Source organism: Pseudoalteromonas sp. 10-33 (genome assembly GCF_001469195.1).
Taxonomy (GTDB): domain Bacteria; phylum Pseudomonadota; class Gammaproteobacteria; order Enterobacterales; family Alteromonadaceae; genus Pseudoalteromonas.
In genome coordinates this window covers 600,322-622,805 of the sequence record NZ_LOFI01000001.1, presented here as the reverse complement: position 1 = coordinate 622,805, position 22,484 = coordinate 600,322, and the positions used below count along the sequence as shown (strand labels likewise).

Sequence of the window (22,484 nt, the reverse complement as noted above, 5' to 3'; positions counted from 1 at the left end):
TAAATATTAAATAACAACAAGTTGACCGTTAATAGCTCCAGCTTCTTTTAGGGCTTCTAAAATAGCCATTAAATCGCCTGGTGCAGCGCCTACCTCGTTAATAGCGCGTACTAAATCGTCTAAGCTAACACCCGGGTTAAAAACAAATGCACGAGAATCATCTTGGTTAACATCAATGATTGATTGCTGTGTCACTACCGTTTCCCCCTCAGCCAACGCATTAGGTTGAGTCACGTTTTGCTGCTCTGTAATAGTAACTGTTAACCCACCATGCGTTATTGCAGCAGGCTGCAACTTAACATTTTTGCCTATTACAATAGTACCAGTACGGGAGTTAACTATAATTTTGGCAGACATATCTGCAGGTTTAAACTCTAGGTTTTCAAGTGTTGATAAATAAGATACGCGTTGAGAGGCATCTCTAGGAGCAATCACACGAACAGATACTGAATCGATTGCTTTTGCACTGTTAGGCCCGACTAAATCGTTAATTGTTTTTTCAAGGCGCTTTGCTGTTGTAAAATCAGGGCGATTTAAATTAAAGGTTATAAAGTCACCTTGCATAAACGGGCTTTTAACTTCACGCTCTACTGTTGCGCCACTGGGGATGCGCCCCACCGTCGGGGTATTAATAACAACACGGCTGCCGTCAGCACCTTGTGCACCTAGGCCTCCAACAATTAAACTGCCTTGAGCTACAGCATATACATTGCCATCAGCCCCTTTTAAAAACGTTTGCAACAAAGTACCGCCACGCAAGCTACCCGCACTACCGATAGATGAAACGGTTATGTCAATTGTTTGACCTGGCTTTCTAAAAGCAGGTAATTCAGCATGTACAGCAACGGCAGCAACGTTTTTAATTTTAGGACTTAAGCTTGCAGGTAGCGAAATTCCAAAATTGCTCAACATGCCTTTAAAGCTTTGTTGAGTAAACCGGCTTTGCTCACCTGTACCCGGTAAACCGACTACTAAGCCATAACCTACCAACTGGTTCGATCTAACCCCTTCGACCATAGAAATATCTTTAATACGCTCTGCATTTGCCGAAAAATGGCAACCTATTAGCGTGATTAAACAAATTAACTTTAATACATTCATAATGAATGCCCTCTAAAAAGGAAAAATCGAACTGCTGAAAAAACGTGTTAACCAACCTGCACTTTGCGCTTCTTGTGTTTGCCCTTTGCCAGAGTACTGAATACGTGCATTGGCTATTCGGTTTGACTCAACTGTATTATCAGAACTCACATCTTGCGGGCGTACCAAACCTTCCAAACGAATAAATTCTTCGCCAGTGTTTAACGTTAACCACTTTTCGCCGCGAATCACTAAGTTACCGTTAGGTAGAACACGCATAACATTGACCGAAATATTGCCAAATAAGCTGTTGGATTGATTTGATTTAGAATCACCCGTAAAAGAGGCATCGCTACCAATACCAAACTGAATACTATCGCCACCAATGTTAACGGGTAAACCACCAAGCCCTATTACAGGGTCTAGGCTTGCATCAGATTGCTTATCAGTTTCTGTTTTAGCAGCTTTTGTTGCTTGAGTAGACTCTTGTAGATTAACAGTAATAATATCGCCAGTACGCAGTGCTTTTCTGTCTGCGTATAAGTCGTTTGATACATTAGTATTAAATAACGAACCCGTTGCAACTACCGGCTCCATACTTGGTTCAGGATACATTGGCGCATAATAGGGGTCATCTTGAACAACATCACTATTTTGTGTTGAGACACAGCCACTTAAAAATAATGTACCTACCGCAAATAACATATAATGACGCATAATTCCCCCTACACCTTATAATTGCTGATTGATGTAACTCATCATTTCGTCAACAGCCGAAATAACTTTTGAGTTCATTTCATAGATTCGCTGCGTTTCAATCAGGTTAACCAATTCTTCTGTTACATTTACATTTGATGTTTCAAGTGAACCCTGAATAATTGTGCCTAAGCCTTCTACACCCGGGTTACCTTGCACCGGCGCGCCACTTACTGCCGTTTCGGTATAAAGATTTTGCCCTACAGGCTCAAGACCCGATGGATTAATAAAATCACTAATTGTAAGCTGGCCAATAACAACGTTGTCGGCTTGGCCTGAAATACGCACAGATACCTCACCATCTTGTGAAATAGTGATTGATTGAGCATCATCGGGAACATTCATCTCTGGTTGCACAACATAGCCAGAACCAGACGTTACAATTCGACCATCGCCATCGGTAGTAAACTGCCCATTACGAGAATAAGCAATATTGCCATCGGGTTGTAATACTTCAAAAAAGCCAGGCCCTGAGATCATCCAATCCAATGAATTCTCAGTAGTTAGCATATTACCTTGAGAAAAGTTTTTTTGGTTAGCCACTACTTTTGCACCGGCACCTAACATTAAACCAGATGGCATTTCGGTGTCTTGTGACGAGCGGCCTCCGGGCTGGTTAATATTTTGATAGAGTAAATCTTCAAAAATAGCGCGGCTTTTTTTATAACCGACCGTACTGGCATTCGCTAAATTGTTTGATATAACCGAAATATCGGTTTGTTGAGCGTCTAGCCCCGTTTTACTGATCCACAATGCTGGATTCATAATCGTGTCCTCATTTAAAGTTAAACTATGCGCATCAGCTGATCTTGTGATCTATCAAGATCTTCAGCTGTTTTCATCAGTTTTACTTGTAACTCAAATTGACGTTGATGGCTGATCATATCGACCATTTCGTGAACAGGGTTCACATTAGACATTTCTAAGGTTCCGCTTAATACTTTGACATTGGCAGAAGTATCAACAACCTCTCCTGCCTTGGGCCTAAATAAACCATCGTTCCCTTTTTCTAGTTGAAAACTATTAGCTTCAACCACCTTCAAACGGTCAACTTCTTCTAAAAACGTAGCAGGCGCCCCCTGCGGACGAACTTGAATTGCGCCGTCTTCACTAAATTCAATTTTTTCGATCGGTACTGGTAAAATGACAGGCCCACCTTCGCCAATTACTTGACGACCATGGCTGGTCATTAACATACCTTCAGCGGTAATATTTAATGTACCCACCTTGGTGTAAGCTTCATTGCCTGAGGCATCCTGCACGCTTAACCACGCGTTATCGCTCATTGCAATATCTAGGTCTCTGCCTGTTTCGACTATGCCGCCAGATGTCATATTAGAACCCGGACGCTCTTGCATAGAAAAAACACGCGACGGCAACCCTTCGCCAAAAGCCTGCATAGAGCGAGCTTGTGCAAAGTCTGACTTAAATCCAGTGGTATTCGCATTCGCCAAATTATTGGCTTTGAGGGCCAGCCCCTGTAGGCTTTGTTTAGCGCCTGAGGCCGCAATGTAGACCATTTTGTCCATAGCATCGACTCGTTTCAAAAATCTCTATACACAGGAAATGCAAAATAGATGCCACAATAGGAAATGATGTGAAATGGTTATAAAACAAACTAAATGAAGTAAAAGTAAAAGTAAAAGTAAAAAGGGCCACTTTAAAAAGCAGCCCTTAAAATGGTGTTAAGTATTAAATTAACGAATCTGTAGAATTGCCTGTTGCAGTGTTGAGTTAACCTCAAGCGCACGAGAGTTAGCCTGGAAGTTACGCTGAGCACTAATTAGGTCAACCAACTCATTCGTTAAGTTCACATTAGATTGCTCTAGTGCTGATGAATTTATTGAACCTAATGTACCCGAACCTGGTTCACCTGCAATTGGCTCTCCTGACGTTAAGCTCTTTTTCCAAGAGGTATCACCAACTTGCGATAAACCCTGTGAATTAGAAAAACGAACCATCGCTACCTGACCTAAGAAAGATGTGTCGCCATTACTGTATGAAGCCACTATTTTTCCGTCGGTACCAATATCAATACCCGCTAAACGACCAACCGTAGCACCATCTTGGTCTAGCGCTTTAACTTCAAATCGGCTTGCGTACTGAGTTGGCTGCTTATTTGTAGTTGCAGCCTCATCTCGCCAATTAAGCTCTACGCCCGTATCAGGAAATGACGCGCCGTTAGTCAGTAACGAAGATAAACCAGTCCCAGCACCCGCAGGTAAAACTAACTCATCGAAACTGCTTGGGTTTGCATTAGCAACCCCATTTGTTGTTTCAGGTAAACCGCTTGAACTAAAACCTAGGGTAGTTAAAGGTGTATATGGCGCAGTAGTTTGCTCAGCGCCCGTTGCTGGATCAACAACTAAACCATCGAGCGTTGCATGTATATCCCACTCATTAGGGTTTGTCGTCGGATCATTTTTTACAAAAAAGTATTGTAAAACATGTGCCTCACCCAGTGAATCGTAAACAGTGGTTGAAGTTGATGAGTTATACGAAGCACTTTCTGTTGGATCAAATGGCAACGCAGGCGCATCTGCACGTGAATCTAAATTAAATGAGCTGTATACCGTTGCCGTTGCACGAGGTGATCCAGACGAATCAGGGATTTGCAGTGCTGACGAAGTACTTAAACTAACAGAGGTCGTATCGCCGGTAGCCTCATCTACAGGGAAACCTTGTAAAAAGTTACCTTTGGCATCAACGATAAAGTTATCTTTATCTAATTTAAAAGCCCCTGCTCGTGTGTAGGTAAAATCTTGTGCGCCCAAATCTTGGCTCATTGCAAAGTAGCCTTCACCTGTAATGGCTAAATCCAATGAGTTATTAGTAAATTGCAGCGAACCTTGGTGAAATTGCTGGGCAACCATAGTAGTTTGAACACCGTCACCATTTTTAGTTCTACCAGAACTAAACACTGAAGAGGCATATACATCAGCAAACTCAGCGCGTGACTCTTTAAAACCGGTTGTATTAACGTTCGCAATATTATTTGCGGTAACGTCTAAATCTTTTTGTGCGGCAGCTATGCCTGTTAATGCAATATTGAAGCTCATAATTGACCTCTAACCTATTAAATACAGCCTGCAAACAGGCGAAATATTATTAAACTCTATTACGCGATCTCTGCGACATCAGTCAGCCTAACCGCACCTTCTTTAGTGTTAATAATGATGCCATTAGCACCATTTATATTTACACTTTCAATATTTTTAAACGTAGCAATAGGAAGGCTTGAAAATTCACCGTTGGTGCTGCCTTCAGCCACTATATTGTATTCACCCTCAGGTAAACGTTCACCCGCTTCGTTTTTACCATCCCAAGCAAAACGTATTGCACCAGCAGATTGCGATCCTAGTTCAATACTTCTTACAAGTTGTCCAGATTCATCTGTAATACGAAGCGTTAAACTCTCTACTGGGCTTTCTGCAACCACTGACCCTTTGGCCTCACCCGTTGCATTTAAATCTAAAGAATCTGACTCTAGTAATGCTTGCTTTCCAACTAATGTTGACGCTTGTAAAGCGGAGTTAGATGTCATCGAAGCTGCAAGTGACTCAAAATTACTATTAAGGTTTGAGATGCCTTCAGCCATCGTGAAGTTGGTCATTTGCGCAATCATTTGATCGTTATCCGCAGGCTTGCTCGGATCTTGAAACGATAATTGCTGGGTTAACAACGAGAAGAAATCTTCTTGAGTTAACGCATCGCTTTGCTCTTCGGTTGTAGTTGGTGTTGTATCCTGCCACCGTAAAGAGTCTAAATAGGATGAAGATGTACTAATATCGTTACTCATAACCTACCCTCGGTTAACGCTGACCTAGCAGCAGAGTTTTACTTAACATTTGCTTAGCTGCATCTGCAACTTGCACGTTTGTTTCATAAGAGCGAGAGGCAGAAATCATGTTAGCCATCTCCTCTACAACATTAACGTTGGGTTTGTAAATATAACCATTTTCATCCGCACTCGGGTGATTAGGGTTGTATTCAATTTGTAATGGTGCACTGCTTTCAACAATGCCCAGCACCTTAACACCAACAGAGGAGCCCTGATTGTTACTTGCCGACTCAGAAGCTTTTGTAAGCTCTGCAGCAAATACAGGTTGTCGCGCCCGGTACGTTTTGTCTTGAGAAGAGCTAATTGTATTGGCATTCGAAATATTACTCGCAGTGGTATTTAAACGCACATTTTGTGCGCTCATACCAGAACCAGCAATATCAAAAACGTTATATAAACTCATAATTATTATCCTTGACTACCGAGGGCTTTATTCAGGCCTTTAAACTTGCCGCTTAAAAATTGTAAGCTGGCCTGATACTCCATAGCATTCTGTGTATACAAGTTCCGTTCCACTTGCACATCCACTGAGTTACCATCACCTGTATCTGTTTGATTTGGCGTACGAAATAATTCATCACCACCCACACTTCGGGTACCACCACCAATGTGTTTTTCATTAGTAGTTACCATTGTATTGCCGCTTTGCTGGTGTGATTTTGCCGCTTTTAATGCTGAGGCAAAATTAATATCTTTTGCTTTGTAGCCCGGCGTATCAGCATTAGCAATATTACTCGCTAGCACTTCTGCTCGTTGTGAACGGATCAACATAGTATGCTGATGCACACCTAAAGCTTTATCAAAACTGATAGCCATAACCATCTCCAAAAAATTGACTTAGTTTGAATAAAGCAATAAATAAGCCATTTATAATTGAGTGATTATATTTTTTGTAATCGAATGATTTAAAATGAAAAACGACACATAGTGTGTCGTTTTAAAGGAAAGAAAGAGGGTTTACTTCTTTTGGTAAATAATGCCAGGGTTGCATCTAACCATATCAAATTCGTCACTTAATCCGGCCATTGACTCCGAAGCCCCTAAAAATAAATAACCTTTAGGGTTAAGTGCTTGCGCAAATTGTTTAATAATTTTAGCTTTTACTTCAGGAGAAAAATAAATAAGTACATTACGGCAAAAAATAATATCGAATTTACCCATCAACGCATACGAATCGAGTAAATTTAAGTGCCTAAAACTCACTTGCTTTTTCAATGTATCGTTTACTTTTGCCATGCCATTGCCGCTGTCTGTAAAAAACTTTTTACGGCGCTCAGCCGATAGGCCTCGTGCTAAAGCTAGCGCGTCGTACTCGCCATTTTTGCACATATCTAGCATGGTATTAGAAATATCGGTACCAATTATTTGAGCACCCATTTTTAATACACCAGGCTGTTTAGCCTGAAACTCCGCAACCGACATAGAAATAGAGTAAGGCTCTTGCCCAGACGAACTGGCCGCAGACCAAATTTTTACTGGTCGCCTTAACTCTTTAAACTCAGGAAACAAGCGGTTTTGCAGAAGCTCAAACGGGTATTGATCTCTAAACCACAAAGTTTCGTTGGTGGTCATCGCATCAACAACAGCCGCTCGTAATTGCCTTTCATGTGGCCCTAGTGTTTTGCTAACAAGTTCAGATAACGACCCTACATCAAAACGAGCCATTAATGGCGCAAGCCTGCTTTTAACCAAGTATTGCTTATTTTCACCAAGAACAATACCACATTGCTGTTCTAAAAATGAACGAAATTGATCGTATTCATTTTGCTGCAAGTCTTTGTTATTCAAATTAGTAGCACCTGTTTTGATTATTCACAATGAACCCATTTTTTAACCGCAGTGGCTAATTCATCTGGGTTAAATTTAGCAATAAAATCGTCTGCCCCTACCTTTTCAATCATTGCTTGGTTAAATACACCACTGAGTGACGTATGCAAAATAACATGTAAAGGTGCAAGTTTTGGGTCTGCTTTTATTTCTGCCGTTAGTGTATAGCCATCCATTTCTGGCATTTCAACATCAGATATAAGCAGCGCCACACGTTCTGTAATATCGGTTTGGCAATCAAGCTCGGCAATTTCTTTGAGTCTTACGAGTGCTTCTTTACCATTTTTGGCAAGTTCCGTTTGCACACCAAGCGGCTCTAGCGCACGTTTTACCTGATTGCGTGCAACCGCACTATCATCAGCTATAAATACTATTCGCTCACCCAAGTCTTTCTGAATATCGCCACTTTCAGCAACTTCTGCGCTTACTTCGGTGTTAACAGGGCAAATTTCATTTAGGATTTTTTCAACGTCGAGTATTTCAACAAGTTCGTTCTCAATCTCTGTAACAGCAGTCAAGTAAGAATAACGACCCGCCCCCGATGGCGGCGGCATTATTTTTTCCCAGTTCATATTAACAATGCGCTCTACACCACCAACTAAAAAGCCCTGCACAGAGCGATTGTATTCGGCGATAATAATAAAGCTGTCTTGAATATTGTCTATCGGGCGTCCACCTACAGCCATTGATAAATCAATAACCGAAATAGTTTGACCACGAATATGTGCAACACCACGAATGTAAGTGTTCGACTTTGGCATACTAGTAAGCGGAGGACATTGAAGAACTTCTCTTACCTTAAATACATTGATCCCAAAACGCTGGCGCCCTCTGAGTTTAAATAATAGTAATTCTAGGCGGTTCTGGCCAACCAGCTGAGTACGCTGGTTTACTGAGTCTAAAATGCCTGCCATTAAAATCTCCTTTAGAAAACAAATAATACGGAACGATAATTGCTTCCTATATATACAAAGCTACACAACATCGTGGGTGCGTCTTAATTTTGACGCAAAATATTTATACCCTGTTTGAAACCATAAGCATAGTCGAAACATTATGAGTTTGTTAAAAAAAATCAAAAGATACAGTGTTTTTTATTTTGTTGCTAGCCTAGGTTTAGCATTCCCTGTATCTGCTCAGGTATTTAGTAAAGCATTACTTCAAGAAATGGCTGTAAATTACATCGCTGAACAAATTGGTGAACACGATAGTAAGCAAATACAACTTAGTGCATTACCGTTGGACAGCCGTATACCCGATCGTGCTTGTTCAACAACACCCACTATTATTTCATCGAGTGAACCCCCGTTTAACAGGCAAATTACAATACAAATAAAATGCGACGATCTGCAAAGCTGGGCGCAATACGTTCATATTAAGGTGCAAAAAATGGCGCCAGTTGTTGTTACTACTGATAATATTGCGCGGGGTGAAGTAATAACCAGCGATCATCTAACCATTGAAATGAAACCAACGCACTTTGTAAGAGTACAATATCTAGACGAACCAAAAGTACTTATTGGAAGCAGAAGTAAACGCAACATTCGCGAAGGTATGCCAATATTGCTGAATCAGATATGCATGGTGTGCAAAGGTGATGCAATTAACATTTATGCAAGTACCAAAGGGTTACAAATAAAAACAACTGGCGTTGCGCTTGAAGATGGTACATTAGGCGATCAAATACGTGTAGAGAACAAAAAAACAGGTAAAGTTTTAAATGCGCGTGTAGATGGTGTAGGGTCTGTACAAGTAAATATTTAATTAAAAATAATATTAAAGTTTACTAAAGATATGCCGATAAACTGGTATTAGTTGGGTAAATTATGGATTTTTATTATGGTTAATCAAGTCAATTCAGGTAATCAACAACCAAGCGCTTTAGCTAATGCTAAACAACAAAAGGTTGATTTGCAAAGAGATAATGCAAATACACAAGCGGCTCAATCGGCTACACCTAAAGCTGCCAGCGATTCTGTGAGCTTAACACCACAAGCACAGCAGTTAAAAACTTTGCAAGAAAAAGCACAACAGTCGTCTGGATTTGATAGTGACAAAGTTGCTGAGCTTAAAAAAGCAATCACTGAAGGTAAGTATCAAATTGACAGTGAAAAGCTTGCAAAAAATCTAGCTGACTTCGAGTTTGATGTATATGGCTGATCATAATAGCTTAATTATTGTTAAGCTAAACGAGCAAGATAAGTGCTTAGACTCTCTCGATGTTTTATTAAACGACGAGCTAACAGCTATTGCCTCAAGAAGAGGTGAAGGTTTAAAAGAAATTACCCAACAAAAAATGTCTTTATTAACCAAACTAAATACCCTCGACCAAGAGCTTAATAAGTTACTTGCTAAAAACGACGAACAATCAGAAGAGCTTCCAGAGCTTATTTCCCAAGTTCGTAGTAAGTTAGAAAAATGCCAAAAACAAAATGAAGTAAACGCACATGCAGCGCATCAAGCTCAGCTAAGCGTTAAACAATTAAAAAGCATTTTAATTGGAGCCCCGTCATCCACTACATACAACCAGTCTGGCGGTGAAGTTAACACTAACGGCCAACTCGTGCGAAACTTAAAAGCTTAATCAGAAACCATCCAGCTTAATAGCGCCGCCTTTAAAACATTACCTACCTGTTATTTAATATAAAGAATCTCAAAATCACTTAGCAAATGTAAATAAACTTCATTAGTGCGTGTTGTACTCTGGTGGGTTAATTTTCAGCAGTTTGTTTGGGTTTTAGGCAAGGCGGAGCCCATATAGTGTGAGATTCCCAATAAATTAACGATAACGCAGCATTGATGGTCAGCAGTCGCTGCTCGAAGGGGTATATCCAGAGGTTATTTACTCTTTATTGCCTACATGGATGTAATACCAATCCGCAATAATACTTAATCTTTTTGCGGGGCAAAACGCGTTAATAGCTTTAAAATAGATGACTTAATTAAGCGAATTGGTATACCCAGTAGAATAACGCAGGAGCAGTTATCCTACTGGCTTACATATCTCGTGCAGTGGCTAAATAACCTCTAGTTTGAAAAGTTTTAATCCGCAAAAATCAACAGGTCTTAGTAATAAGTCACTTTTTTAACTTCACGTGGTTTTATTTCACCAATATATAGGTCGTGCACACGCTTCATGTTGAGTTCAAGCTCAGTAACATAAGTATCGTCTACCGCATAAGTTTTAATAATTTGCGCACCTTTAATTACGCCTTGCACTTTGCTTTGTAAGTAATCGTCTTTTGCTACTGCGTTTTCAACACTCATACCTGCGGTCACCTTTTGCCCATAAACTTGTTCAGTGAGCTCTCGGTAGGCCTCTAGCTTAGAGGCTTTGATAGCCATAAGCTGTTTTTGAGAAGCACTCGCTCCTTTTTGTAAACTAATAGGCGCGTAACCTACCGCTTTTAACACGGGGTAATTATTAGGTTCAACGTATTTGTATTCTACGTGCTTATCAAACACGCTGCTGCATCCACTTAAAGTTAAACACCCTAATGTGATCAGTAATGAAATTGCTCGCATAGTTTTATGCCCTAATATATTAATTATTTTGATTTATGCACGTTTAATGCCATTAATAGCGTTATCTTCGTTGATAAATAACATTGGTACAGTCCTTGCTGCTTTGATAGTAAAGCTAACGTATATTTGGAGTAAAAGTATGAAATCGTTTTTATTAAAGGCATTTGCAGGACTAAGCGCAACTGCGTTATTTACGTTTTCGGCTTTTTCAAATGCGCAGTGGTATGAATCTACCGGGCATGCACTTATTCAAAACGACGACATAAGCACGGCCAAATCAGCAGCTATAAAAGATGCCATAACTCAAGCGTTGGTTTTTTCTGGGGCACGTGTTAGCTCTGTACAAACCTTGGTAGACGGCGTGTTAATGCAAGATCAGTTAAAAATTAGTAGCCACGGCGAAATTCAAAAAATTGAACTTGTAAGTGAAAATAAATACGACGATAAATTTGCCATTACCCTGCGTTTAGATATATTTGCGCAAACAGAGCAGTGCCCGCAAAGCAGCTTTAACAAATTTGTTGCCGTAACACAAAGTCAGCTAGCTCATCGAGAGCAAGCCAGAATGGGTCAAATATTTGACGTAAACAAAGCAATTAGCAAGCGAATATTCACCACCTTACAAAAATCAAAAATGAGCGCCCTACCCGTTGCTTATTACAATATACCTTTAAATGTAGATAATTACTTTTCACAACAGTATGACTATTCAAAAATACAGTTAGAGGAAATAGCATCCCGTACTAACGCTCAATACGTGTTACTTAGCCAAATTACCGACCTATCAACAAGCGATAAACTCAATAGCGATTATGCTTTTTGGCAAGACGACAGCTACCAACGCAATTACAAAATAGAGTTTAGCCTTTTTAATGGCACAACCTACGAGCAACTTTGGACTAATAGCTATCAAAGCCAAGGTATTTGGCCGTTTGATAAAACCGCTATTATTGATGTCAACAGTGATAGATTTTGGCAATCGCCTTACGGCCAAAGCATACAAGATATAAATCAAACCTTAAGTTATGATTTACAAGCTGTGCTAGCCTGTTTTCCAACACAAGGTAAAATAATGCATATGGAAAACAGCAAAATAGTGATTAATTTAGGTAAAGCTCATGGCCTAAAAAAAGGACAAATGCTAAGTATTGCACACCATAATTACCTAACTGATGCTGCAGGTAATGTAATGCCTCATACCACTACAACACTTAATAAAATACGTGTAGAGCAGTTATATCAACAAACTGCGGTTGCAGTTAGCATTGACGACCAACCTTTGCCCGGCGTACAAATCAACGATGTAGTTGAAGTAATAAGCCAAGATCTTTAAAGCGCTTTAGCAAGCTGTGTTTTTAAATTAGGGTGAGCCGACAACCACTCACCTAATTGCTCAACCCCTGCCAAATGCGGATAATGCTTTCTGCATGCAAATACAACATTACGCTGTTGGTTGGGAAATATAGGCATATAATCAATGCCTGTTCGCTGCGTGCAAGCTAACTTTGGCACAAAAGTAACCCCATCATCCATCGCCACTAATGCAAGTAACGTTTCTAGGCTATTGCCTTTATATTGACTAGACACATCAACCCCTGCTGAAAAACAAAACTTTTGGGCTTGATCTTTAAAGCAATGACCATCACTTAACATCAATAGGCTGCATCCTTGAAGATCGCTTAGCGCTACTTTTTTATGCTTAGCCAACGCGTTGTCTTGTGAAACAGCAACTAAAAAGTCTTCTTTATAAAGTGGGATAGTATGGTAGTGCTTAAGCTCTGGTACGTCGGCTAAAATTGCAAAATCAAGCTCACCATTATTAAGCGCATCTAATATGGTCGCTGTTTGCATTTCGATAAACGAAAATTGGCTGTCTACAAACGCCTCTTTCATCGAAGTTAACAACGTAGGCAATAAATACGGTGCGATAGTTGGAATAATACCAATTGTTAACTTACCTTGTAATGGGTCGTTAGAGGTAGAAGCAAGCTCTTTGAGTATTTGGGTTTGCTCTAAAATAACCTCTATTTGCGCTAGTAAACGTGCTCCTTTAGCCGTTAGGGTAACTTGTTTAGTTGAGCGGTCAAATAAAGAAACACCCAAGGTTTGCTCAAGCTTTTTAACCTGCCCACTCAGTGTTGGCTGGCTAACAAAGCACGCATCGGCTGCTTTACGAAAATGTTTATGTTGCGCTATAGCTTTAACGTATTCAAAATCTTTTAAGTTCATGTTCAGCTCCAACCTGATAGCTTTTGACTATCAGTTTAATACAAACAAACGATTAGAACTATATTTAAATTTTCGCCATAATGGCTTTAACAAATCAAGAGGAACTAAACCATGTTAAAAAATATTGAAGGTCAAACAATCCCTAACGTTACATTTGCAACACGTCAAAACGACGAATGGAAATCGGTAACAACAGACGAAATTTTTAAAGGCAGAACAGTCGCTGTATTTTCACTGCCAGGCGCATTTACCCCAACATGTTCATCTACTCACCTTCCTCGCTACAACGAGTTAGCTGGCGTATTTAAACAAAATGGCGTAGACGAAATTGTGTGTTTATCAGTAAACGATACATTTGTAATGAATGCATGGGCTGAACACCAAGAAGCGCAAAACATTACTTTACTACCAGACGGCAACGGCGAGTTTACAGACGGCATGGGCATGTTAGTAGACAAAAACGATTTAGGCTTTGGTAAGCGCAGCTGGAGATACTCTATGCTGGTAAAAGATGGCGTAATTGAAAAAATGTTCATCGAACCAGATCTACCAGGCGACCCGTTTGAAGTGTCTGACGCTGACACCATGCTTGATTACATCAACCCTAAACAAGCTAAACCAGAGCCAGTAAGCGTTTTCACTAAACCTGGTTGTCCATTCTGTAAAAAAGCAAAAGAGCTTCTTACAGAAAAAGGATTTGCCTATGAAGAAATTACTATGGGTGCAGGTGCATCATTAACAAGCCTTAAAGCAATCTCTGGCCGCGACACCGTTCCACAAATATTTATTGGTGGTAAACACATTGGTGGCTCAGACGACCTAGAAAAATACTTTGCTTAATAAGTAATTTTAAATAGGGGCCAAGCGCCCCTATTTACTAAAGGAAAAAAACGATGAAACAATTGCAAACCGACGTAGTAGTTATTGGCGCAGGTACCGCAGGACTCAGTGCATACCGAAACGCCAAACAGTTTACCCCTAACGTACTTATGATCGAATCAGGTCCCTATGGCACAACCTGCGCACGCGTTGGCTGTATGCCGAGTAAATTATTGATAGCTGCAGCAGAAGCTGCGCACTCTATCGAAATGGCACCTGCATTTGGTGTGCATAGCTCAAAGCCTGTAATAGACGGCAAAGCAGTTATGTCACGCGTTAAAAGTGAACGCGATCGTTTTGCAGGATTCGTAGTTGAAGCCGTAGATGAACTTCCTGACGAAGACAAAATTAAAGGTTACGCTAAATTTTTAGATGCAAACCGTGTACAAATTGATGACCATACTATTATTACAGCCAAGCGTTTTGTTATAGCCACAGGCTCTCGCCCTTCATACCCTGGTGTATTTAATAATTTTGGTGACAAATTAATCATTAACGACGACGTATTTGATTGGGACGACCTACCAGAATCTGTTGCCGTATTTGGCCCGGGCGTAATTGGCCTTGAAATAGGTCAAGCACTTAGTCGCTTAGGCGTTAATGTAAAATTATTTGGCGTTGGTGGCGCTATTGGCCCCCTCACCGACCCCGTAGTAAAAGACTATGCAAATACAGTTTTTGCAAAAGAATTTTTTGTTGATACCGACTCAAATGTATCAGACATGATGCAAGTGGGCGACAAAGCACAGCTTACATACACCGACAAGCAAGGTGAAAAACACACTGAACAGTTTGACTATGTGCTAGCCGCAACAGGCCGAGTCCCCAATGTTGACAAACTAGGCCTCGAAAATACAGGCATAGAGCTTGACGAGCGCGGTGTACCGCATGCCGATCCGCATACAATGCAATGTGGCGAATCAAACATATTCATAGCCGGCGATGCCAGCAACATGATCCCGCTACTTCACGAGGCGTCTGATCAGGGAACCATTGCAGGGCAAAATGCAGGGCGTTTTCCAGATGTACGCATTGGCCTACGCAGGGCCAAAATTGCCGCAGTATTCAGCGACCCACAAATAGCCATGGTAGGTGAAAGCTTTACCCAAATAACAGACCGTTTAGGTTCATGTGGCTGTTTTGAAGTAGGCGAAGTAAGCTTTGAAAATCAAGGCAGGAGCCGCGTAATGCTTAAAAATAAGGGCCATATGCGTGTATACGCAGAGCAAGGCACCGGCTTATTTTTAGGCGCCGAATTTATTGGCCCACAAGCCGAGCACATAGCGCATCTGCTTGCATGGGCAGTACAAAATAAAATGACCGTACCACAAATGCTTAATATGCCGTATTACCACCCGGTTATTGAAGAAGGCTTACGCACCGCACTGCGCGATTTAAACGCCAAGCTTAAGTTTGGCCCAGATATCATTAACCACTGCATGGAATGTGGCCCAGGCGCATAACTTACAAAAAATAAACACTTGCTATCAAAAAGCCAAAACGTCTGTTTTGGCTTTTTTATTTATATAATTTTTAAGCACTGGTATCTCAAAAAATAGTTTAGCTGTTACACTCAATGTGTAATTTAATTAAAAAGATGGAATAGCTATGCCCAATAATAAATTTAGACTAGTCACTCGTAGCGATTTTGATGGCCTTGTATGTGCTGTACTACTAAAAGATTTAGATCTAATTGATGACATTTTGTTTGTACACCCAAAAGACATGCAAGATGGAAAAATAGACATCACCGCTAACGATATTACCACTAACCTTCCCTACGTAGCGGGTTGTCACATAGCATTTGACCACCACTTAAGTGAAACCGTTCGAAACGCAAGCGACATTAAAAATCACATAATTGACCCTAAAGCGCCTTCTGCTGCGCGTGTAGTATACGACTACTACGGTGGCGCTGAAAAATTTCCTAATATTTCAGTAGACATGATGGACGCTGTAGACAAAGGCGATGCGGCACAGTTTTCAAAAGACGAAATACTCAATCCAACCGACTGGGTGTTAATGAACTTTATAATGGATGCCCGCACAGGCTTGGGCCGCTTCCGCGAATTTAAAATTTCAAACTACCAATTAATGATGAAACTAATTGATGCATGTAAAGATCAAAGCATCGACGACATTTTGCAAATGGAAGATGTTGCAGAGCGAGTTGCGCTTTATAATGAGCACAACGAAAAAGCAAAAGCACAAATAACACAGTGCGCAACAGTGCATAAAAACCTAGTGGTATTAGATCTAACTCAAGAAGAAACCATTTACGCCACCAACCGCTTTGTAATTTACGCTATGTACCCCGACTGCAATATTTCAATTCATAAAATGTGGGGGCTTAAAAAGCAAAACGTAGTGTATGCAATTGGTAAGTCAATTACTAACCGCAGCTCAAACACAAACGTAGGTGAGTTATGCCTTAAATACGGCGGCGGCGGCCATTTAAATGCAGGCACCTGCCAAGTAGAGACCAGCCAAGCCGACACAGTACTCACTGAGCTGATCGATAAAATTACTAATGATGGCTAATTACTAACGATTAAATATCAAAATAAAAAAGCGAGTAAATTTTCATTTACTCGCTTTTTTATGTGTAGTTATAAATTTTTAGCTATAAAAATAACTGTTTTACTAACGCTTCAACTCAATAGTTATTAATATTTTAGGTTTTTTAAAAGCAGCTTTGAACGAGAAGTAGTCGTTAACAGTTACTTTTCAATTTCGTCAAAGTATATTGCTTGCATAGTCAAGAAAACGACCTAATCGCTCATTTTTGCCCTTAAGTAAAAACCAGAACGTCTATATTTTGGTAGTGCTGGCAAATAGTTAAGAAGTTTGTTACAAATAAGTGATTTAAATAAACGAGCGACGCTGTGGTAGAAAAACGTGCAATTCGCTCGCTATAAACATGTTAAGCACACCAAAGGAGAGATATGCAGGAATTACTAAACTACCTTCAAGCTGGCTCAAATGGTGTTGCTCTGCTGGTTGCGGGCTGGATCTACGTAGCATATATAAAAAATTTGCGATCAACGGTTTCTGCCAAAGATGAGCAAATAAAAATAATCGAGAAGAATTTACAGCTCTGGAAAGATAAAGCTTCTGATTTCGAAAAGAAAACGCCTGAGTATATTGAGGAAGTCCTATCTAAACGCATTAAGCTCCGCGAAGAAGAAATCAGGCGATTAAGTGAAGATAAGGACGGAGATTTAGAGCTACTGTCTAGCAAAAATCGTGAAGTAACGCGGCTAAAGCATGAACTTGAAAAGGCCACCTACATTGGCAGGGCGCTAACCTACTACGACTTAGATTCCGATGAGGAAATCGTCATACCAGAATCAGAAATTGAGTATGAGCATCTAGGGGAAATATTTGTTGATTCTGCATCAATACTTATTACTGATCCTATGTACGCGGATAGGTATTGGCGAAAAGATGTCGAGTACGAGGATATAAGGCTCCATAAATACACCGAAAACGGAAAAATATACCAGTATGGCGTCGACTTTGAGCATTATGAAGATGTGATTGAAGAGCTAGGGAAAACACCTAACGAGCTTGCTAAAGAAGGAAAGTTAATCCCTATAGAAATAGAACGTGAATACACCTACTCTCTCCCTGGGGCGCTTTATGCAAGCCGCTCAAAAGAAAGCTACGGTGAGCTTAAATTCGAAAAAGGGCACACTGGTGCTGGAATATGTGTCAGGACCGTATATGGTGACGGCGGATATCAAGTATATGGAGAACGCTACAAGGGTGATCTCTATAGAATATATATCGAGCTTCAATAATGCTTAACAAGGCCAGCCAGAGGGAACAAAAAGCCGCCGCTTCGCTCTGGTTTTTCGTCCCCTGCTGGCGACGTTATGTTTTTCAGAGGTTGTTTTGAGTAAAAAAATAGACTATTCAAAATACTCCTTAAAAGAGCTGTACGAAGCTTTGGATAGCATTGATAGTGAAAAATTTCCTGAGAACTACAGACGGCTTCAAGATGAACTTTCTAAACCAGAAAGGTCTAGTGATGAAGTTCTCAGCGAATTAGAAGCTGAAATGGGCAACCAAGAAAGTGATTTCAAATCTTACTTCATAATTGCTATCGGAGCGTTTTTTCTTCTCTGGGGTTTTTTGGCAGAAGAAAAAGGCATCATTCATAAACATAGAAGCAAAGAAGTATTAGTTACATTGGCAGACAACCCAGATAAATTTTATTTTCACGTTTATTTATCAGCAGGAATTGGAATATGTTTAGTAATTTTTGGAGTGTATTTGCTAGTCAGAAACAGCAAAAAATAACAAGTGACTAAGGTTATGAGTGTCCTCAATTGGCACAAAGCAGCCTGAATGTAATTTAGCTATTTTAATAAAAGGACAGCGCTAAATTCTTTATATTTCAATTTACGACGCTACATATGTGCTACACAGAAATTGAAAAGCAGACGTGATGAAGCATAACTCATTGATTTTATTGGTAGCCCCTGCAGGAATCGAACCTGCAACTGCCCCTTAGGAGGGGGCCGTTATATCCATTTAACTAAGAGGCCACAGCGGTGTGCTAGAGTTAAATTATAACGGCATCTGATTTTCAATATCAAGGTTTAAATCAATGGGAATTTGAGTTAATTACTTGATAAATATATGTCTTCTTTACTTAGTACATAATGCGGAATAAGCTCTCGGCTGCTGGCCACAATCTGTTTGGTGTTAACATTTATAACGCGTGTATTTATTACTACACCGTTTTGTCTGTAAATTAAGGTGCCCGCTAATACATGGCTTGCCATGTGCTCTTCACTTAGCTTTTTAATATTTCGCGAAAACACAAAGTCACCACGTCTGTTTACGTCTATTGTGTTGGTGGTTTTAAAATCAACCACACTGTAACCAAACTTTTGTAGTTGATGTATTAGTGTTTCTGATATTTGGTTACCCAACTGGTTACTTTTATTGAGTGACGAGTCAAGGTTTACCAATGTGCTTACAGCAATATTAACCAATGTATCGGCCTCTGCGTCGTACTCGAGTGTGTCAACTAAGTCTAATGCCATTTGCTCTACGTAATTAACAAGCGTTTTATGATGCTTTAGTGGCTTAAAAGGTTTTGACGTATCGTAATCATTGTCTAGCTGCACAGTTTGGTTGTGTGTTTGTGCATCGTAATCACCATTTAGCATGTAGTCGTTATTTGCTTGCGTTGCTGTGTGTGTATTTGAATCATGCACATGGTGGTGTGTTAGTGAGCAACCAGATAGAGCAACGACTAACCCTGCTATTGATAACGTCCGTAAATTGGTGTTTAGTGTAAAGCGCATACTCACCTCACTCACTCGCTTGTTTTAGCATAATGCCATCGGTACGGTAGTTGCCATTTAACGCATCAATCACTGATTGCGGTAAAAACCCTTGCGCCGAACCAACAACAGCCTTACTGGTTAAGCCAACAATTCGTGCATTTACTAAAACTCCGCCTTGATGGCTTACTAATGTGCCTGCCAATACATATTGAAAGTTTTGCTCTGGGTCGAGCTCTAGGTAGTCTCGGCTAAAAACAAAGTCGCCGGTTTGCGTTACACGAACATAATCGGTGGTTTTAAAATCAATGACAGGTACACCAAAATTATGGAGCTCATGCATAAAGCTTTCTGCAATTTGATTCCCTAATAAACTGCCATTACTGTAATCGTCGTCTAAAAATACAAAGCTTGATACCGCTAGCGGTGTTTTGTCATTAACGTATTGTAAGTTTTCGACCATGTCTTGCATTATTCCGCGCACATAGTGATTTATATTTTTATGCATTGGCGGCGTCGATTTAGTGTAGTTAGTTTGCTGAGCTAATCCCGACTGAAACACGTTATCATGGTTAACTGGAGCACTTACTTTACGTTGGCTTGTAGCCAGCAGCGGTGCTTGGTTACTTTGCGCAACCGCTGAGTCGGTGCTAGTTGTGTTCGTTATTTGCGAACAGCCAAACCCTAATGGCAAACATAGCGTGATTAATAAGTTTCTCATTGTGTGCTCCTCGTTAATATTCACTGCGATAAAGTAAGCCATCGCGCTGCTGAATTTTTTCATTACCCCACATTACATTGATTGGGATCTCGGTACTGCCAGCAGATAAAACTTGTTTGTTGCTAATGTTAACCATACGCGCATTGACAATGTATGCATGCTGTTGGCGTGTAACAGTGCCTGTAATTATAAGGTCAATATTTTGGCGTTCTCGTAGCTGTTCTAAATTTCGCGTTAACGCACTATCGGCGTTATGAGATAAGTGTAGATTATTAGCTAAGCGGTATTCGACCGTGTGATAACCCATTTGCGTCATTTTAGTGAGTATACTTTCTTGTATTTGTTGGCTTAAGCCCGACACTTGTTGCGTCATTAGCTTAGAATCGAGCGCATCTGCAAAGTAAAAGCTACTAACCCCTATGCGAGTATTGTTGCTTAATGGGCCCTTTAAATGACTTAATTGCACAGTTAAGTTGTGCACGTAGTCACTTACTGTAAAAGGGGCCATCGCTGCTTTGGGGGCATACGTGCTCACACTCGGCTCGGGTTCAGGAATTAAACTGCACCCGGCCAAGTTAATTAGTAATAAGGGTAGTAAAAGGCGCATAGTTGCCATCCTCTTGTGATCATACAAGAGACTAAGCAATTATTATGCCTAGAGGGGTGGTTGTGGTTTTTGCTGCGTGTAATAAGTGACAAAACAACTCACTTTTTGCCGTTTTAATGCTTCGCAATCGGTTGTTGCCTGTTTACTTGTTTTATATGCGCCTAACTTTAAACGATAAAATGTATTGGTTTTTATTACTTTAGTTTCAATATTGACCGCTAAATTAGTGTTAAAAAACGCAGGTATTTTACGTTTTAAATTAGCCATTTCGGTATTTAATTTAGCTTCACTATTAAATGCTGCCACCTGAATAGCAAAAAAAGCCTGATCACTTTTTAAAATACTTTCTGTTGCAGGGGGTGTTAAAGCGGTGTTTTTCTGGGCCACATTGTTTTCGTCAATGGCTTTTAAGCGAGTCGTCAGCTTTGAAAGCTGGCCTTCTAATTCAAGTAAATCGTTAACTTTGGGCTCAACTGTTTTCCACTCTTTAGCCGATTGCTTAAGTGCTTGTAAGTCAGTATTTGAAATAAGAACGGTATTTGATGTCGCTAAACTTGGTTGTACTTTTTTTTGTGAACTGCACGCAGTTAGGTACAACAAAAACCCAATACAAAATAATGTATTAATAAATTCCTTTTTAATAACCATACTTTTTACCTACCATCCTTTTGACTATGGTGAGGTATTTTATGGATAAATAATTTTTTAGCAAGTTTCTATTTTAACTACAGCTTTACTGGTTTATCTGTGTAGTTACTGACTATGCAGTCGAGCTTGTATACTTTAAATACTTCACAGTCTGCTTTGGCATTTTTTAGATTTTGGTACGACCCTAGTTTAAGCCTATAAAACGTTTTTTTATTTATTTTTGCGGTTTCAACATTGGTTAGTATTTTTTTTCTGAATAGAGGTGCTGCTTTGGTATTTAGCTCTTTCCACGCTTTTGCTATGTCTTTTTCTGAATCAACCGATGCTACTTGCAAAGCAAAAATATGCCTTGGTGTATTAAGCTTAACTGTCTGCTTTTTGTTTCTGTATTGGTTAACACTTTGGCTACGTGACCTTGCAGCTTGCTGATTGTGAATTGTTCGCGTGCTGTACGAGTTGCTTGTAGGCTGACTAGACTGAGCTATTGCTTTACTGTTAATAATATCTATGTGATTAACAAGGTAGGTAATTTCTTTTTCTAGCTTTAAAATACGCTCTATACCTGCTCTGGCTTGCTGCCATTGCAATGCTGCATCTTTTAACTGAGCAAGCTCTAATGCAGTAATAGGTACATACTCGGGCGAATTGGTTTGCTTTTCAAGTGTGGGGACTGATTTTACTTCAGGTGTAATCGAGCATGCTGTACCAAATAGCAGTATCAGCAGGCTTAAAAGTAATCCTGTTATGTTTTTATTATTTATTAACATTTATTCGCTGTCCTGAAAGCAGTGTAATCACACTTACATTTCAGTTAAACATCCTCTTTAGAAAGCGTTTAACCTTACTTTAAGTTTTCGAGCCATACCCTAGCCCTTTATGTACATAAACGTATTTAATTCAATAGGCTTATGTTTTTTTGACTCCTTCATGAGAACACTTTTCAATACAATTTTAATGCCACTTAAAATAAACATTACAACATAAATTACATTATGTCTGTAAAGTAATCAAAACTATTCTAATTTTTACATTAAAAAAACAAATTATGCAAAAAACAATAAAAAAGGCGCC

The 22,484-nt window shown here is 39.9% G+C and carries 26 protein-coding genes and 1 tRNA gene; 9 read left to right on the top strand and 18 right to left on the bottom strand.

Features of this window, described 5'->3' with window-relative positions; genetic code table 11:
- Positions 1-6: 6 nt before the first annotated feature.
- The 10 genes from ATS76_RS02865 to ATS76_RS02820 form a co-directional block, all read right to left on the bottom strand.
- A complete protein-coding gene (locus ATS76_RS02865) occupies positions 7-1,101 on the bottom strand; it encodes a flagellar basal body P-ring protein FlgI (protein ID WP_058550962.1) in 1,095 nt (364 codons plus the stop codon).
- A gap of 12 nt (positions 1,102-1,113) precedes the next feature.
- The gene (flgH, locus tag ATS76_RS02860) at positions 1,114-1,797 is read right to left on the bottom strand and encodes a flagellar basal body L-ring protein FlgH (RefSeq protein WP_006792704.1); all 684 of its coding nucleotides are present in this window, start codon (positions 1,795-1,797) and stop codon (positions 1,114-1,116) included.
- Between the two features lie 15 nt (positions 1,798-1,812).
- Positions 1,813-2,601 carry a flagellar basal-body rod protein FlgG gene (flgG, locus tag ATS76_RS02855; protein WP_006792703.1) on the bottom strand — a complete coding sequence of 263 codons (789 nt, stop codon included), beginning with the start codon at positions 2,599-2,601 and terminating at the stop codon, positions 1,813-1,815.
- Positions 2,602-2,621: 20 nt separating this feature from the next.
- Positions 2,622-3,365 (bottom strand): flagellar basal body rod protein FlgF, encoded by a 744-nt coding sequence (locus ATS76_RS02850; protein WP_006792702.1) that lies wholly within the window; start codon positions 3,363-3,365, stop codon positions 2,622-2,624.
- Between the two features lie 168 nt (positions 3,366-3,533).
- Positions 3,534-4,895 carry a flagellar hook protein FlgE gene (gene flgE, locus ATS76_RS02845; RefSeq protein WP_058550961.1) on the bottom strand — a complete coding sequence of 454 codons (1,362 nt, stop codon included), beginning with the start codon at positions 4,893-4,895 and terminating at the stop codon, positions 3,534-3,536.
- Between the two features lie 59 nt (positions 4,896-4,954).
- Positions 4,955-5,635, bottom strand: coding sequence for a flagellar hook assembly protein FlgD (locus ATS76_RS02840; RefSeq protein ID WP_058550960.1), 681 nt, complete (start codon positions 5,633-5,635; stop codon positions 4,955-4,957).
- 13 nt (positions 5,636-5,648) lie between these two features.
- Positions 5,649-6,080, bottom strand: coding sequence for a flagellar basal body rod protein FlgC (flgC, locus tag ATS76_RS02835; protein ID WP_058403537.1), 432 nt, complete (start codon positions 6,078-6,080; stop codon positions 5,649-5,651).
- A gap of 5 nt (positions 6,081-6,085) precedes the next feature.
- Positions 6,086-6,493, bottom strand: a complete 408-nt coding sequence (gene flgB / locus ATS76_RS02830; protein WP_006792698.1) for a flagellar basal body rod protein FlgB — start codon at positions 6,491-6,493, stop codon at positions 6,086-6,088.
- A 141-nt stretch (positions 6,494-6,634) separates the two neighbouring features.
- On the bottom strand, positions 6,635-7,465 hold the full coding sequence (locus tag ATS76_RS02825; protein ID WP_058403538.1) for a CheR family methyltransferase: 831 nt from the start codon (positions 7,463-7,465) through the stop codon (positions 6,635-6,637).
- Between the two features lie 20 nt (positions 7,466-7,485).
- Positions 7,486-8,418: a chemotaxis protein CheV gene (locus tag ATS76_RS02820; RefSeq protein WP_058403539.1), complete on the bottom strand. Its 933-nt coding sequence runs from the start codon at positions 8,416-8,418 to the stop codon at positions 7,486-7,488.
- A gap of 142 nt (positions 8,419-8,560) precedes the next feature.
- On the opposite strand from ATS76_RS02820, the gene flgA reads away from it, so the two are divergent.
- The 3 genes from flgA (at position 8,561) to flgN (ending at position 10,088) form a co-directional block, all read left to right on the top strand.
- Positions 8,561-9,268 (top strand): flagellar basal body P-ring formation chaperone FlgA, encoded by a 708-nt coding sequence (gene flgA / locus ATS76_RS02815; RefSeq protein ID WP_058550959.1) that lies wholly within the window; start codon positions 8,561-8,563, stop codon positions 9,266-9,268.
- 75 nt (positions 9,269-9,343) lie between these two features.
- Positions 9,344-9,664, top strand: a complete 321-nt coding sequence (gene flgM / locus ATS76_RS02810; protein ID WP_058403541.1) for a flagellar biosynthesis anti-sigma factor FlgM — start codon at positions 9,344-9,346, stop codon at positions 9,662-9,664.
- The gene (gene flgN, locus ATS76_RS02805) at positions 9,657-10,088 is read left to right on the top strand and encodes a flagellar protein FlgN (protein ID WP_058403566.1); all 432 of its coding nucleotides are present in this window, start codon (positions 9,657-9,659) and stop codon (positions 10,086-10,088) included. The genes flgM and flgN overlap by 8 nt, the downstream gene beginning before the upstream one ends.
- Positions 10,089-10,570: 482 nt before the next feature.
- Here flgN and ATS76_RS02800 read toward each other — a convergent pair whose 3' ends face one another.
- Complete coding sequence (locus ATS76_RS02800; RefSeq protein WP_058550958.1) at positions 10,571-11,029, bottom strand: LPP20 family lipoprotein; 459 nt, start codon at positions 11,027-11,029, stop codon at positions 10,571-10,573.
- 139 nt (positions 11,030-11,168) lie between these two features.
- Here ATS76_RS02800 and ATS76_RS02795 point away from each other — a divergent pair, with 139 nt between their 5' ends.
- On the top strand, positions 11,169-12,362 hold the full coding sequence (locus tag ATS76_RS02795) for a flagellar assembly protein FlgT (RefSeq protein ID WP_058551054.1): 1,194 nt from the start codon (positions 11,169-11,171) through the stop codon (positions 12,360-12,362).
- Here the strand turns inward: ATS76_RS02795 and ATS76_RS02790 are convergent.
- Positions 12,359-13,258, bottom strand: a complete 900-nt coding sequence (locus ATS76_RS02790; protein WP_058550957.1) for a LysR substrate-binding domain-containing protein — start codon at positions 13,256-13,258, stop codon at positions 12,359-12,361. The two genes, ATS76_RS02795 and ATS76_RS02790, sit on opposite strands and share 4 nt — an antisense overlap.
- Positions 13,259-13,369: 111 nt before the next feature.
- Here ATS76_RS02790 and ATS76_RS02785 point away from each other — a divergent pair, with 111 nt between their 5' ends.
- From ATS76_RS02785 to ATS76_RS02765, 5 genes are all read left to right on the top strand, one after another.
- Complete coding sequence (locus ATS76_RS02785; protein WP_058550956.1) at positions 13,370-14,098, top strand: glutathione peroxidase; 729 nt, start codon at positions 13,370-13,372, stop codon at positions 14,096-14,098.
- Between the two features lie 53 nt (positions 14,099-14,151).
- Entirely contained in the window at positions 14,152-15,600 is a 1,449-nt protein-coding gene (locus tag ATS76_RS02780) for a dihydrolipoyl dehydrogenase (protein WP_058550955.1), read from the top strand.
- 145 nt (positions 15,601-15,745) lie between these two features.
- Positions 15,746-16,678 (top strand): exopolyphosphatase, encoded by a 933-nt coding sequence (locus ATS76_RS02775; protein ID WP_010555880.1) that lies wholly within the window; start codon positions 15,746-15,748, stop codon positions 16,676-16,678.
- Positions 16,679-17,082: 404 nt separating this feature from the next.
- On the top strand, positions 17,083-17,940 hold the full coding sequence (locus tag ATS76_RS02770) for a hypothetical protein (protein WP_058550954.1): 858 nt from the start codon (positions 17,083-17,085) through the stop codon (positions 17,938-17,940).
- 94 nt (positions 17,941-18,034) lie between these two features.
- Positions 18,035-18,442 (top strand): DUF1206 domain-containing protein, encoded by a 408-nt coding sequence (locus ATS76_RS02765; protein ID WP_058550953.1) that lies wholly within the window; start codon positions 18,035-18,037, stop codon positions 18,440-18,442.
- A 173-nt stretch (positions 18,443-18,615) separates the two neighbouring features.
- Here the strand turns inward: ATS76_RS02765 and ATS76_RS02760 are convergent.
- The 6 genes from ATS76_RS02760 to ATS76_RS02735 all read right to left on the bottom strand — a co-directional run bounded on the left by ATS76_RS02760 (position 18,616) and on the right by ATS76_RS02735 (position 22,180).
- Positions 18,616-18,690: transfer RNA gene (locus ATS76_RS02760), tRNA-Arg, on the bottom strand.
- A gap of 75 nt (positions 18,691-18,765) precedes the next feature.
- The gene (locus ATS76_RS02755; protein WP_058550952.1) at positions 18,766-19,458 is read right to left on the bottom strand and encodes a FlgO family outer membrane protein; all 693 of its coding nucleotides are present in this window, start codon (positions 19,456-19,458) and stop codon (positions 18,766-18,768) included.
- Between the two features lie 7 nt (positions 19,459-19,465).
- Entirely contained in the window at positions 19,466-20,158 is a 693-nt protein-coding gene (locus ATS76_RS02750; RefSeq protein WP_058551053.1) for a FlgO family outer membrane protein, read from the bottom strand.
- 13 nt (positions 20,159-20,171) lie between these two features.
- On the bottom strand, positions 20,172-20,765 hold the full coding sequence (locus tag ATS76_RS02745) for a FlgO family outer membrane protein (RefSeq protein ID WP_058550951.1): 594 nt from the start codon (positions 20,763-20,765) through the stop codon (positions 20,172-20,174).
- A 48-nt stretch (positions 20,766-20,813) separates the two neighbouring features.
- Positions 20,814-21,413 (bottom strand): SPOR domain-containing protein, encoded by a 600-nt coding sequence (locus ATS76_RS02740; protein ID WP_058550950.1) that lies wholly within the window; start codon positions 21,411-21,413, stop codon positions 20,814-20,816.
- A 77-nt stretch (positions 21,414-21,490) separates the two neighbouring features.
- Positions 21,491-22,180: an SPOR domain-containing protein gene (locus ATS76_RS02735; protein ID WP_058550949.1), complete on the bottom strand. Its 690-nt coding sequence runs from the start codon at positions 22,178-22,180 to the stop codon at positions 21,491-21,493.
- Positions 22,181-22,484: the final 304 nt, after the last annotated feature.